This window comes from Nostoc sp. FACHB-190, assembly GCF_014696905.1.
Taxonomy (GTDB): Bacteria; Cyanobacteriota; Cyanobacteriia; order Cyanobacteriales; family Nostocaceae; genus Nostoc_B.
The window spans coordinates 668,197-681,897 of sequence record NZ_JACJQW010000001.1 but is presented as its reverse complement, the minus strand read 5'-3'; the positions used below and the strand labels follow the sequence as shown (position 1 = coordinate 681,897).

At 41.0% G+C, this 13,701-nt stretch carries 10 protein-coding genes; 4 read left to right on the top strand and 6 right to left on the bottom strand.

Going from position 1 to position 13,701, the window contains the following annotated elements; translation table 11 throughout:
- Positions 1-128: 128 nt before the first annotated feature.
- Positions 129-470 carry a hypothetical protein gene (locus tag H6G28_RS03005; RefSeq protein ID WP_190668838.1) on the bottom strand — a complete coding sequence of 114 codons (342 nt, stop codon included), beginning with the start codon at positions 468-470 and terminating at the stop codon, positions 129-131.
- A 538-nt stretch (positions 471-1,008) separates the two neighbouring features.
- On the opposite strand from H6G28_RS03005, the gene grxC reads away from it, so the two are divergent.
- Positions 1,009-1,281, top strand: a complete 273-nt coding sequence (gene grxC / locus H6G28_RS03000) for a glutaredoxin 3 (RefSeq protein ID WP_190587912.1) — start codon at positions 1,009-1,011, stop codon at positions 1,279-1,281.
- 119 nt (positions 1,282-1,400) lie between these two features.
- Positions 1,401-2,375 carry a glutathione synthase gene (gshB, locus tag H6G28_RS02995; RefSeq protein ID WP_190587913.1) on the top strand — a complete coding sequence of 325 codons (975 nt, stop codon included), beginning with the start codon at positions 1,401-1,403 and terminating at the stop codon, positions 2,373-2,375.
- Between the two features lie 70 nt (positions 2,376-2,445).
- On the opposite strand, the gene H6G28_RS02990 is transcribed toward gshB, so the two are convergent.
- The 4 genes from H6G28_RS02990 to H6G28_RS02975 form a co-directional block, all read right to left on the bottom strand.
- Positions 2,446-2,631 (bottom strand): hypothetical protein, encoded by a 186-nt coding sequence (locus H6G28_RS02990; protein ID WP_190587914.1) that lies wholly within the window; start codon positions 2,629-2,631, stop codon positions 2,446-2,448.
- A 133-nt stretch (positions 2,632-2,764) separates the two neighbouring features.
- On the bottom strand, positions 2,765-4,051 hold the full coding sequence (gene ftsZ, locus H6G28_RS02985) for a cell division protein FtsZ (protein ID WP_190587915.1): 1,287 nt from the start codon (positions 4,049-4,051) through the stop codon (positions 2,765-2,767).
- A gap of 57 nt (positions 4,052-4,108) precedes the next feature.
- Complete coding sequence (locus H6G28_RS02980; RefSeq protein WP_190587916.1) at positions 4,109-4,666, bottom strand: hypothetical protein; 558 nt, start codon at positions 4,664-4,666, stop codon at positions 4,109-4,111.
- 269 nt (positions 4,667-4,935) lie between these two features.
- Positions 4,936-5,778, bottom strand: coding sequence for a cell division protein FtsQ/DivIB (locus H6G28_RS02975; protein ID WP_190587917.1), 843 nt, complete (start codon positions 5,776-5,778; stop codon positions 4,936-4,938).
- Positions 5,779-6,773: 995 nt separating this feature from the next.
- Here H6G28_RS02975 and H6G28_RS02970 point away from each other — a divergent pair.
- A complete protein-coding gene (locus H6G28_RS02970) occupies positions 6,774-8,105 on the top strand; it encodes a P-loop NTPase fold protein (RefSeq protein WP_190587918.1) in 1,332 nt (443 codons plus the stop codon).
- Positions 8,106-8,221: 116 nt separating this feature from the next.
- Entirely contained in the window at positions 8,222-13,246 is a 5,025-nt protein-coding gene (locus H6G28_RS02965; RefSeq protein WP_190668836.1) for an NACHT and WD40 repeat domain-containing protein, read from the top strand.
- Between the two features lie 26 nt (positions 13,247-13,272).
- Here H6G28_RS02965 and H6G28_RS02960 read toward each other — a convergent pair whose 3' ends face one another.
- Complete coding sequence (locus H6G28_RS02960) at positions 13,273-13,587, bottom strand: hypothetical protein (protein WP_190587920.1); 315 nt, start codon at positions 13,585-13,587, stop codon at positions 13,273-13,275.
- Positions 13,588-13,701 lie beyond the last annotated feature (114 nt).

Below are 13,701 nucleotides of genomic sequence, written 5' to 3'. Positions count from 1 at the left end.
TGTGATAAAGCTCAGAAAGAAGCTCAGAGCAAGAAGGATGATTGTGACAAGGCTCAGAAAGAAGCTCAGAGCAAGAAGGATGATTGTGACAAGGCTCAGAAACATTCTGACAATAAAAAGTCTGAGGCTTACAACAAGAAAGTAGAGTGTGATAAGGCGGAGAAGGAGTCTGGTACACCCACACCCGCGCCAGCACCTGCACCAGCGCCAGCACCTGCACCTGCACCAGTACCAGTACCAGCACCCGCGCCAGTACCCGCACCTGCACCCGCACCAGCGCCTGAACCAGCGCCTGCACCAGCACCAGCACCCGCGCCTGAACCAGCACCAGTACCAGCGCCTGCACCAGCACCAGCACCTGCACCCGCGCCTGAACCAGCACCCGCACCTGCACCCGCACCAGCGCCAGCACCCGTACCAGCACCCGCACCAGTACCCGCACCAGCGCCTGCACCATCTCCATCTCCCACAACTTACTATCAACCACCTGCTTCTCAGCCTCAGCCAAAGAAGGTACCTGAACCTAGTACATTAGCTGCGTTAGGCTTGTTTGGTCTCTGTACATTCAAACTGAAGAAAGTTAACAAGAAAAATGATGTGTAAGCTTCGGCAATACTTTTAAGCTTTCATCTTTAGCTATATATGGGTTGAGAGGTAACAAAAAACTTCTCGCCCATTTTTTTTGACCAATAATTTCTGGATGCTACAAACCACCAAATTCTCTAGATGCAAACATCCTAGTACAACAAGGCAAAAGTAAAAAGTAAGAATAGTGATACCACAAGCCTTTTAGCAATTCCTTATGGTCACTGAGCGTACTTTTACTGCGCGACTTGCCTTGAGCGTTCGCGCAGCGTCTCCGTCAGGAGAAGTCGAAAGGAGCCGAAGTAGCTGAGGTGTGATCTGTTGATTTACGCCCACCTGTACTAGAGTTGCACAGATTGATTTTTGGCGACACAGATAACAAGGTTTTAGAATTGAGAAGTATAGAACAAAATAGAGGACATTATGGCTGCTAATGTAGAAATTTACACTTGGAGGACTTGCCCGTTTTGCATCCGTGCCAAACATTTGCTGACTAGTAAGGGTGTTGACTTTATCGAATACAGTATCGATGGCGATGAAGAAGCACGGGATAAAATGGCTCAAAGAGCAAATGGCAAACGTTCTTTACCACAAATTTTTATTAACGATCGCCACGTTGGTGGTTGTGATGATATCCACGCCCTCGACCGTCAAGGTAAGTTGGATGAGTTATTAGCCGTTGAAACCAATGTATAAAATGAGCGGGGATATAAATTTTACTCTTTTCTGCTGCTCAGGTTTGTGACTCAGTTAAATCATCAGGAGTTACTCTAAATTGAGTAACTTAAAATTTCCTGGCGATTGAGGCAAACAGCGTGAAACTGGCTTTTATTATTGATCCCATCCATCTGCTTGATCCTTGTCATGATACCAGTGTTGCACTGATGGAAGCAGCACAGATTTTAGGACATGAAGTCTGGATAACTCAGGTAAACTGGCTGAGTGTGGTAGACGGTAAAGCTTGGGCAATTCTGCAACAAGTGGAACTAGTACCAATAGATTTGGTAGAAGGACGTTGGGTAGCAGCTAATCCTTGGTATCGCTTGCAAGAACGCTCCTTGATTTCTTTAGAAACAATGGATGCCGTATTTATGCGGACAGATCCACCAGTTAATGACTCTTACCTCTTTGCTACTTACATTCTTGATTATGTTGACCAAAATAAAACTTTGGTGATTAATAACCCCGATGGGATCAGGAGGGCAAACGAAAAAATGTATGCCCTCCAATTTAAAGAAGTGATTCCAGAAACCATTGTCAGTGCAGATAAGCAGTTGATTCGGCAATTTGTCGAAGCTAAGGGAGCAACGGTTCTCAAACCACTGGGGAACAAAGCTGGGGAAGGGATTTTATTTTTACAAGCAGGCGATCGCAACTTTAACTCCATTGTGGAACTTAGCACCCATCAAGGCAAACTACCAGTGATGGTGCAGACTTATCTCCCAGAAGCTAAGGATGGAGATAAGCGCATTATCTTACTGCATGGTGAACCGATTGGTGCTTTAAATCGGCTTTCTAGTGGTAGTGATTTTCGCAACAATATGGCTGCTGGTGGTACAGTTGCGGAAACAGAAATTACCCCCAGAGAACATGAAATTTGTACTCGATTAGCTGATAAATTACGTCAAGATGGGTTAATTTTTGTCGGGATTGATGTAATTGGTGGCTACCTCACAGAAGTCAACGTCACCAGCCCCACAGGAGTGCGGGAAATTGACAGACTAAGTGGTACTCGTTTAGGGCATCAGGTAATTCAATGGGTGGAACAGCGTCTACAAGCTAAAAAATAAAATAATTGCAATTGTTTTGAATATTCCCGGTCAGCCTTGGTTATCTACTGTTAAGTCACTCTAGAATCAATCAAATAATTTGAGCGATCGCACCTGTCAAGTAAGGCTGAGAGCTTTTGAGACAGGTGCCAATTACCTGAAAATCAATCGTTAATCTACTCAAAATTTTTTCTAAATACAAAACTAGGACATCAAAGCCAGCAGGCTTTTGCCCAAATAAATTTATTCTGTAAATAGTGTGGACGAGTGTTTTCACCAATTCGCCAAATCAAAAATAGCAACAGAATAATTTCTGTTCCTGATGCAATTTAGTCATTAACAAGTTTTATACAGTACTCAGTGCTATCTGAGACTGCAAACTTGATCTCATATCTCGAATCCAAGATCCTTCAATTACGTGGTGGTGTACGCCGTCTTTGCAGAAATTCAGGAATGTCTAAACCTGATTTTTCTTTCGGTTCCACAACTGGTGTTGATGGATTAGCTGTTGGCGATTGTGTGGTTGATTTTTTGGGTGGCGGTGCAACGCGGGGGTTGCTGGCGTTTTGTGGTGGTGCTGCTTGGCCTTCACCAGTGAACCCTGTCGCAATCACAGTAATTCTGACTTCTCCTTGTAAACGGTCATCAATTACTGCTCCAAAAATAATATTGGCGTTGGGATCAACTACCTCATAAATTGTTTCTGCGGCTGCGTTCACTTCATGTAAGGTTAAGTCACTGCCACCAGTGATGTTAAAGACTACTCCTCTAGCACCTTCAATAGAAGATTCTAGCAACGGAGAAGAAATTGCGGCGATCGCAGCTTCCCTAGCGCGTGATTTTCCCGAACTAATTCCAATTCCCATCAATGCTGATCCCGCATCAGCCATCACCGCTCGCACATCTGCAAAGTCAACGTTGACTAACCCAGGGATGGTAATAATATCAGAGATCCCTTGTACCCCTTGACGCAACACATCATCTGCATAGCGAAAGGCTTCTTGTACAGGTGTCTGTTCGGGAATTACTTCTAATAATTTATTGTTGGGGATGATAATCAGTGTATCTACCCGACTTTTCAGTCCTTCAATACCTTGTTCGGCTTGGCTAGTGCGGCGGCGACCTTCAAACACAAATGGCCGTGTGACCACACCAACTGTCAAAGCACCCATTTCTTTGGCTACTTCTGCCACAATTGGCGCAGCACCTGTTCCGGTTCCACCACCCATCCCAGCCGTGATGAATACTAAATCAGCACCCTCTAAAGCTGTGGCAATTTCATCGCGTGATTCTTCCGCCGCTTTTTGACCGATGGCTGGATTTCCCCCAGCACCCAAGCCTCTGGTTAACTTCTGCCCAATTTGCAAGCGACTGGGCGCTCCAGCTAAAGTCAAAGCTTGAGCATCAGTATTAATTGACCAAAACTCCACACCACTTACATCAGACTCAATCATCCGATTAACGGCATTACCACCACCACCACCAACGCCAATGACTTTGATGTTGGCAACTCTACCGGGAACAATCTCGCCAATGCGGCTATTTTCTAAAGATATTTTTTTACTGTCTGGGCCTTGAGCAAAGTTCAGCCCAGAATGATTAAAGGGATTATTTGAGTTTACTGCCAGTGAAAATCCTGGCTGTCCCACAGATTGGGAGTTTTTATAGGTAAGCCCTTGGTTATTATCAAGCGTCATTGGATTTGTGAAAGGTAGATAAACGACTTTTCCGGGTGCTACTCACCGCAGAATCAACTATAGTTTGACACTGCCAAAATCTATAGGTACTGCTCTTGTATTTTGATTATGATTGGCAACTTTAACAAGCTTGTCAATCTGTAAGTCGGCGATTAAAGCCAGCGATCGCCCAACTAATTCTAGAGAAGTATACCTACATTTACCTAAAGTTGATCTGTCTAAATTCAACAAGCTATTAATAGCTTTCCTACTATGTTGCCAAATTGGCACAGTATACATTTTGCATACTGAATGCCCTCCCATGATTTTTGGTGACGATTTAAGTTGGTCATTAATTTTACAACTACCTGTAATGTTTTTTTGGGCGGTAAATTTCGCTTTTCTTGAGTTTAATGAGTAATTTTTATGATTTCTTAATATCAAATAATACTCAAAACTATGATTACTTTTACTTCTATCATATGTAGTCTTGACTAGTTTTACATTGTCAAATACAAGCTCAATGAGCTTAAAAAGCACACTCAGCTTATATAATTGTGCAAATAACATAATTGCAAAAGACACAAGGTAGCGCGTCTTATCTGCTTTAATAATATAGTTGATAGATTTCACCATTGGCGATAATTACAACCTCAAATCTGAAATTTATCTTATATCTACCTATCACTAGATTTGACAGTGCCAGGGAACTATAGACTGATAGCGACAAAGGAGACTTGCAAATTAAGCCTCCTGTCACACCGCATGAAAATTTCATCCTAATATTTTGAGTGTGTTGTCAAAATATGCAAAATTATCAATAAACTTATATATTTATCTATTAGCATCAAATTTCTTAATTTACTGAGAGTAATTGATACACAAAAGTTAATATAGATGATTTGCTAAGGGATTTGAGAGTCAGCCTTTGGAGTTTTTTGGATCATGTGTACTATGGGAGAATCAGGATTTTTGAGATCAATATACTCTATTTGACTAGGATTAATTTTGGCTGGTAAATTTCGCAGTTGCGACAGTATCTTGATTTGTGCTGGCAATAGAGAACTAGGAGTACCCAAATGTACATTACCAATTTCAGTTTTCAGGATTAAATTTGCCAAATCTTGAAAATTAACTTCCATAATTTTCACGGAACTTTGACTTAGCAAAGGATACAGTTGACTCCAAGACTGTTGGTATTGTTCTGGTGTGCCAATCACTTTCAGGCTGGGCAACTTCAACTTAGGATTTACCAATGTATATTTTTCTAACGGTATCCAAACACCATTAGCATCTAGTAAGCCAGTAGATGACTGTTTGTTTTTCGGTTGATTATTTGGTGTAGGTCTTTGGGCTACAGCTACAGGTACTCGTTCTTGGATTTCGATGATTAATCCCGGTGGCAACAGACGACGAGTCACAGTAGCTTGAGCAATAGTTGATTGTTTTTTCAAAGAATCTGCGATCGCTCCAGGTTCAACTTTCCATAAAGATTGCGGATAAGACAGCTTTAACATTGACTTAATTGCTGTTTCTGGGAGGACTTGATTTCCAGTTTTGATCACAATTTGTTTGGGATCACGCAGTACCCAGACAGGTTGTAGGGCTACCCAAAGCAACCCACCAGCTAAACCACTAATAGCCAAAGTTCGCCAAATAGCTTGGATAACTTTCATTTGTCGCTGGCGACGTAGTTTTTTGCGGCGCTGGGACAAATCTGTTTGAGAAACGGATACAATACCTGCCATTCTCACCTCTTATTGATGACATTCTCAATTTTTGGCTAAATTTATCAACCCCTTGAGCATCGGGATTAGCTATGAGAAATTTTGCCTATTCTATTTTGCAGTGCGGAGTTGCCGTTGAGTTAAGTTGATTTTAGTGAATTACCGTCACTGCGATCGCCATAAACTTGACTAGAGAATAATTATTGACAAAAATATTATTCTGTATATGCAAAATATATAACTGCTTTGCAGTAGTTATGCTGTTATGTGATGCAGATCGCACTCAGTGTCAAAAAATCTAGCTAACTTTGTAGATACAGATGTTTTGTGGCCAAAGCAATCTTGTGTAGGACTTACGCATCAAAACGAAAAATCAAGAGTTTTGGCAAGGGTTCAGGGGTATGGGGGTGTACTTATTTAAAATCCTTACACCCCCATACCCCTGAACCCTGACACCCAATCTCCACAGCTAATTTTTGTGCGTCAGTCCTGCTTGTGATCTACATCTAACTCAAGCGACACAACACAATCTTGAGTCCGACATTATAGCAATCTTATTTGATTTGTAAACATCGCCCATCATTAAACAAGAAGCGCGATCTGAGTTATGCCCCATATTCAACATCAAAAATGTGACAAGCATTAAACTGTGGGGCTGCATCCAAATTCGACTACGCATAATTACGTAATCATTTAGCAATAAAACGACTTGTAAATTCTTGCTTTTTAGTAAAATTATTGACTTCCTTTATAACCAGATATTCAGTTGATTAGAAGCTTAAAGATTGTCAAAAGCTACACATAATACAAATAAAAGATGGATATACTGTAAGTATCAGGGACAATAGTGGCTCTAGTCTTGTTTTGATAGTTACTGGTAGCAAAAAATTACAAACTGCTATCCACCCATAATTCACAGCCCAGAAGTGAGTTAACAAAATAACTATCATTGACTAGGAACACTTTGTATATAAACAGACAAACAACACCGTATCTCCAACTGCATCTACATCTAAATGATCAATACAGATTATTTGTCACGCTTTTATAAAGCATGTAACCCTAGCTATGCGCTCAATATGAGCGTTCGCAGTGATCAGCAGTACTATATAGATTTCGCTGATGTCCGTGGCTGCAAGATTGTGGAAGAATTGCAACGGACTATCAGCCGTATTTCTCCCGATGAACCTACCTGTCAGTTATTTACAGGTCATATTGGTTGCGGCAAGTCTACAGAATTACAACGCCTCAAAGCCGAACTAGAAGCAGTGGGATTCCACGTAGTTTACTTTGAGTCCAGTCAAGACCTAGATATGGCTGATATTGATGTCAGCGATATTTTACTGAGTGTAGCTCGTCAAGTCAGCGCCAGTTTAGAAGCAATTAAAATCAAAGTCCAACCACACTACTTCATCAACCTCTTCAAAGAAATCGGAGATTTTTTACAAAGCCCCATAGAACTTTCTGGAGAAGCCGAATTATCTCTGGGGATTGCCAAAATTACCGCTAAAACCAAAGATAGCGCCCAAGCGCGAAATCAACTCCGACAATATTTAGAACCACGTACTAACAGCATTTTGCAAGCAATTAACGAAGAAGTTTTAGAAAAAGCCGTTGAACAACTAAAACTCCGTGGTCAAAAAGGTCTAGTTGTCATTGTTGATAATTTAGATCGAGTTGATATGCGTCCCTTAGCATCTGGGCGGACACAACCAGAATATCTCTTTATCGACCGGGGTGAACAATTACGCCGACTCAAATGTCACGTCGTCTACACCATTCCCCTAGCGTTAATTTTCTCGAATGAGTATGAAACACTCAAAAACCGCTTGGGTGGAGGTATTTCACCAAAAGTCTTACCAATGGTGAGAGTTAAACAAAGAGATGGTAGTGATTACGAACCGGGGATGTTGCTACTGCGTCAGTTAGTCTTAGCTAGAGCATTTCCAGAAGTTTCTTATAATGAAAGACTTTCATTAATCACAGAATTATTTGAACATCCTGAAACCCTTGACCGTTTATGTCGCGTGAGTGGCGGACATATCCGTAACTTATTAGGCTTGCTATATAGCTGCTTGCAACGACAAGACCCGCCTTTTTCGGCACAATGTTTAGAAGCAGTCATTAAAGATTACCGTGATGATTTGCTATTAGCCATTGATGAATATCAGTGGGAACTATTGTTTGAAGTAGTGCAACAGCAAAGCGTTAAAGGTGAGTCTGAATATCAAAGTTTGCTGCGAAGCATGTATTTATTTGAATACCGCGATCCTGTGGGTCGTTGGTTTGGGATTAGCCCAGCATTAGCAGAAACCGAAAAAGTCTTAGCTTGGCAGCAAAAAAGGTAATAAAACTGAGCAAGCAAATAATTATTAGTATCAGTCATTAGTCTAGGTGAGTTTGACTAATGACTAATTTATAATGAGCAATTTCTTCTGTTGAGGCTGTATTCCAGTTTTGAGATATGAAAAAATCCCCATTCACAATAGAGAGCGTGAATCAGAATCAACATTCTCTACAAAGATTAGTTCGCTCAATCAAACTTTCTAAAGGGCAATTTGCTCTGATTTTAGTGCGATGTAATTACAGCCATTTAAGAGAGCAAATGCTAGAAAGCATTCGCTCTCTGACAAAAGATATCAATTTAAAAGAAATTTATTTACAACCAGCAACTAAAGCCTTACATACAACAATCATCAGTAAATTATCTCTAGATAATCCTGCTGTCATGACCGATGCTTTACCATCGGCAGTCATGGTTTTTGGTCTAGAATCAATTCTGGTGCTGGAAGATTTATTAACAAGTCTGAATCAAGCTAGAGATATTTATACAGCTACTTTTCCTTTTCCTGTAGTGTTGTGGCTACAAGATGAAGTAGCAACAATGCTCACTAAGCTTGCACCTGATTTTAAAAGTTGGGCTGCTACCACGATTAAGTTTGAATTAGCCAAGGAAGATTTAATTGCTTTAATCCGTCAAGAGACAGAATCGCTATTTGCTAAATTTTTAGAAGTAGGTGCAGAGAAATTTCTGTCTAATGCTGATTTGAATTTAGCCCCAAAGTCGCAACATCGTCATGAAATTGATGCAGCTAGAAATGATTTATTACGTCTGTATAATGTGCAGTTAGAGCCTGGTTTAGAAGCTAGTTTAGAATTTGTCTTAGGTCGAGATAAATACGCTAATGACCAAATTAATAGTGCATTAGGTCATTATCAAAGAAGCTTAAGTTTATGGCAGAGAGATGGAAAAAGAGAGAATGAAGCTGTTCCGAAAGTAGAGGGTATTGATGACAAGAATGAATGTAACTCTGCTTATCGCATTCGGCAGGCGATAGTTTTATTTCATCTTGGTTTGTGTTATCGCCGGATGGCTGACTTACATCAAATTACAAATAGTAACTATTGTCAACATGCTCTTTCCTGGTTTCAAAAATGTTTAGATTTATTAGAAAAATTACAAAGGCAAGACTTAGTAGCAAAATTTATTATCCCTGCTTGTGAAATGCTACAACGTCTCAAATATTGGGACGAATTAGAAGTATTAGCCCAAAAAGCTTTACGACTGCATGAAACCTATGGTAATACCGCTAAAGTTGCCCAAAGTTATGGTTTTTTAACAGAAGTAGCAGCATCGCGCCATAATTGGGTAATGGCTCATGAATTAGCCAGTACAGCCCTTTCAATTGCAGAATTAGCTACAGAAGTTTCTCGTCAACAAGAAAGTTGGTATCTTTTATTATTAGCGCGGACGCAGAGACATTTAGGGCAGTGGGAAGAAGCTATTAGTCATTTAGAATGGGCGAGGGTTGTTTGTGAATTACAGTATGAACCATCGCTGTATTTAGAAATTTTAGAGGAATTGCGATCGCTATACTTTTTTGAGCGTCATGATTATGCCGAAGCCTTCAATCTCAAGCAAGAAAAAATTCACATAGAACATCAATATGGCTTTCGTGTATTTATTGGCGCAAGTCAGTTACAGCCCAAACGTTATCGAATTAACCCGGTTTTAGATACCCAAACAATTCCCTTTATTCCTGAAGATATTGCTCAAGAAATTGCGGCTTCAGGACGGCTGCAAGATGTTAATCGGTTAATTGAAAGAATTACCCGTGCTGACCATAAATTGACCATTATACATGGACAGTCAGGAGTTGGTAAAAGTTCAACAATTAAAGCAGGTTTAGTTCCGGCTTTAAAGGCAAGAGTGATTGGTGAAAGGATTCCTTTACCTATTGTTTTATCTGGATACACAGATTGGGTAACAGCTTTAGGACGAAGTATCAATCAAGCCTTAGCACAATCAGAATTACCAATTGCGGTGGAATTCAACTCGACTATCTTACTAGAAAAGTTACGTCTAGCAACTGAAGGTAATCATATTATTGTGATTATTTTTGACCAGTTTGAAGAATTTTTCTTTACTAGTAACGCTGACCAAAGATTAGAATTTTATAATTTTTTTAGTGCTTGTTTAAATATTCCTTATGTCAAAATAATTATTTCCTTGCGTGAAGATTATTTGCATTATTTATTGGAGTTTGAGCGTCTTGGCAAGGAAAATACAGATAATTTATATGATTTAGGCGTAATTAATAAAAATATTTTAGATAAAGACATTCGTTATTATCTAGGAAGATTTTCTATAGAAAATACGACAGGCATTATTTATAGTTTTATCAAACGCTCTCACTATGAAATGAGTGATGAATTAATTCATCAACTAGTCCAAGATTTAGCAGGGGAAGCCAAAGAAGTCAATCCAATTGAACTGCAAATTGTGGGAGTGCAGTTACAAGCAGAAAATATTACCACACTAGAACAATACAAAATTTGTGGTGGTTCGGCAAAGTTAGTAGAGCGTTGGCTGGAGGAAGTAATTAAAGATTGTGGGCAAGAAAATGAAGAATTGAGTTGGCAATTATTATTTGAACTCACTGATGAAAAAGGTTTTCGTCCTCTCAAGACTAAATCTGATTTAGCCATTGCTTTAAGCTCACATATTTATCAAACATCAGGAACCCCATCAAATTGGGAGCTAATTCTAGAAATTTTGGTAGGCTCAGGGTTGATTTTGCGCTTACGTGAAGAGTTGGGCGATCGCTATCAATTAGTCCATGATTATTTAGTCGAACCAATTCGTCAACGCAATAGCTACGGCATAGTTGCGGAACTGGAAAAAGTCAAATCTGAAAAAAAACGCGCCGAAGTCGCCCAAAAGCTTTCCCAAGAACATCTGAATTTGATTTTGCAACGGCGGTTGCGGGAAGCACGCATAGCAGGTGTGATTTTGGCAGTCATGGGCGGAACCATAGCTGCTTTGTGGTGGCAAGCTGACTTGCAAAAACGCGCCGCCATTCGTCAAACAATTCGGGCAGAACGTAGCGAAACTAATTTGAAAATTAGCGCGATCGCAGCCACAAGTGAAGCTTTATTCGCCTCCAATAAAGAATTTGATGCCCTCCTAGAAGGGTTACGCGCCTGGAGAAAGCTAAAACAAGCCAACGAAGTATTACCAGAAACTCGAATGCGTGTAGTAACTGCTTTACAACAGGCAGTTTATGGCGTTTCTGAATTAAATCGTTTGGAAGGACACACTGATATTGTTTGGGGTGTCGCCTTTAGTTCTGATGGTAAATTCTTGGCATCGGGTAGTCGGGATCAAACTGTCAAACTTTGGCGATCTGATGGCACTTTACTACAAACCCTCAAAGGGCATACTGAGTCAGTTACCAGTGTGAGTTTTAGTCCAGATGGGCAAAGTCTGGCATCTTCCAGCCTTGATAAAACCGTGCAAATCTGGCAGAAAAACCCCGTAACTGGTGAATTTGACTTACAACCAGCCAAAACCCTAATAGACCGCGATTGGATTTATTGCGTAACTTATAGCCCTGATGGCGAGTTATTAGCCACAGGTAATCGAGATGCTACAGTCAAACTCTGGAGCAAGGACGGTACCTTAGTTAAAGTCCTCAAAGGGCATCAAGGCTGGGTGAATTGGGTCAGCTTTAGTCCTGATGGTCAATTAATTGCCTCTGCGAGTGACGATCGCACTGTCAAAATTTGGCGGCGTGATGGCACACTCGTAAAAACACTGTCCGGTCATCAAAATGGTGTAACCGTTGTGGCGTTCAGCCCAGATGGGCAAATGATTGCATCAGCAGGTAGAGACAAAATCATTAAATTGTGGCAGCGCCAGCAAAATAGCGACAATAACTTTGACTTTCAAGCTTATAAAAATTTAGAACAGCACACCAGTACAATTTGGAGCTTGAGCTTCAGCATTGATGGACAAAAGTTAGCGTCAGGAAGTGATGACAATACGGTTAATCTGTGGAGTAGTACAGGTGCATTAATTAAAACTTTTAAAGGTCATAGTGATGCAGTGGCCAGTGTGGCTTTTAGCCCAGATAACAAAATCTTGGCATCAGGAAGTTATGACAAGAGTGTCAAACTCTGGAGTTTAAATGCCCCCTCGTTACCAATTTTGCGGGGGCATCAAGATCGAGTTTTGAGTGTGGCTTGGAGTCCTGATGGGCAGATGTTGGCTTCTGGTAGCCGCGATCGCACTGTCAAACTCTGGCAAAGAGAAATTATCAATGGCGAAGCCACCACCAGACTTTACAAAACCTTAGTTGGGCATACAGAGAAAGTTCCTAGTGTGAGTTTTGATCCCTTCGGTGAATTAATCGCATCCGGTAGTTATGACAAAACAGTTAAACTCTGGCGGCGCGATGGTACTTTACTCAAAACCTTACAAGGACATACAGATAGCGTCATGGGTGTGAGTTTTAGCCCTGATGGCCAGTTATTAGCATCAGCGAGTAAAGATAAAACCATTAAACTTTGGAGTCGTGATGGTCAATTAATCACAACTTTAGTGGGCCACCAAGGTTGGGTTAATGCCGTTAACTTTAGTCCTGATAGTCAGTTGCTGGCCTCCGCTAGTGATGATCAAACCGTCAAACTCTGGCGGCGTGATGGCACCTTGATCAAAACATTTTCGCCCCATGACAGTTGGGTATTGGGTGTCAGCTTCAGCCCTACTGACCAATTAATCGCTTCTGCGAGTTGGGATAACACCGTCAGATTATGGCGACGCGATGGCACTTTGTTAAAAACACTGTTAAAGGGGTATAGCGATAGTGTGAATTCCGTGACATTCAGCCCGAATGGTGAATTATTGGCTGCTGCTAGTTGGGATAGTACAGTCAAATTGTGGAGTCGAGATGGCAAGTTAATTAAAACCTTGACTGGCCATCGCGCCCCAGTTCTGAGCGTGAGTTTTAGCCCTGATGGACAGACATTAGCATCGGCAAGTGATGACAACACAATTATTTTGTGGAACTTACATTTGGAAGACTTACTGCTGCATGGTTGTAACTGGGCCGAGAATTACCTCAACCACAACTACAATGTCGAGGGGGGCGATCGCTTGTTGTGTGATGGAATTAATCGCAGTCAATCAAAATTTCCCTTGAGGTAAGTCAGTGCGATCGCGCCTCAAGCTTTTTAATCGCCGTTTTCTGCTATCACCTCTGGTTGCAAATTTACTAAAAACGTATGCAATCTCATTCTTTCAATGTAAGGCCAGCCACCCTCAGACTCAATATCTTTCAGGAGTGAGTAAAGTTGCTGGCGATTATCGGGTAGGCTATCCTGAAAAGCACCATCCCGAATTGAGCGATGTAAATACTCCAACTGCCGCAGCAAGGTCAACAGCGCCAATGGATTTCCTTGGCAATCTCTCGCTACATCATGTACAGCTGTGGCAATCTTCTCTAGTTGCTCGACAAAATCTATTGATTCAAAACTTTTGTTGCTCATGCAACTCTCTCTGTCAAAATTAGGTCTACTCAAATTTACCGAAGATTGTCAGCTTTCAGGCGCGATCGCCTCTTACCTATACATAATCCTCACAGTCAGAAAGATAGGGCTTGT

Bases quoted from the DNA above. Each gene is read 5' to 3' on its own strand.
- H6G28_RS02965 (WP_190668836.1), top strand. From the start codon at position 8,222: ATGAAAAAATCCCCATTCACAATAGAGAGCGTGAATCAGAATCAACAT.
- H6G28_RS02980 (WP_190587916.1), bottom strand. From the start codon at position 4,666: ATGGTGAAATCTATCAACTATATTATTAAAGCAGATAAGACGCGCTAC.
- H6G28_RS02975 (WP_190587917.1), bottom strand. From the start codon at position 5,778: ATGGCAGGTATTGTATCCGTTTCTCAAACAGATTTGTCCCAGCGCCGC.
- H6G28_RS02970 (WP_190587918.1), top strand. From the start codon at position 6,774: ATGATCAATACAGATTATTTGTCACGCTTTTATAAAGCATGTAACCCT.
- grxC (WP_190587912.1), top strand. From the start codon at position 1,009: ATGGCTGCTAATGTAGAAATTTACACTTGGAGGACTTGCCCGTTTTGC.
- ftsZ (WP_190587915.1), bottom strand. From the start codon at position 4,051: ATGACGCTTGATAATAACCAAGGGCTTACCTATAAAAACTCCCAATCT.
- H6G28_RS02960 (WP_190587920.1), bottom strand. From the start codon at position 13,587: ATGAGCAACAAAAGTTTTGAATCAATAGATTTTGTCGAGCAACTAGAG.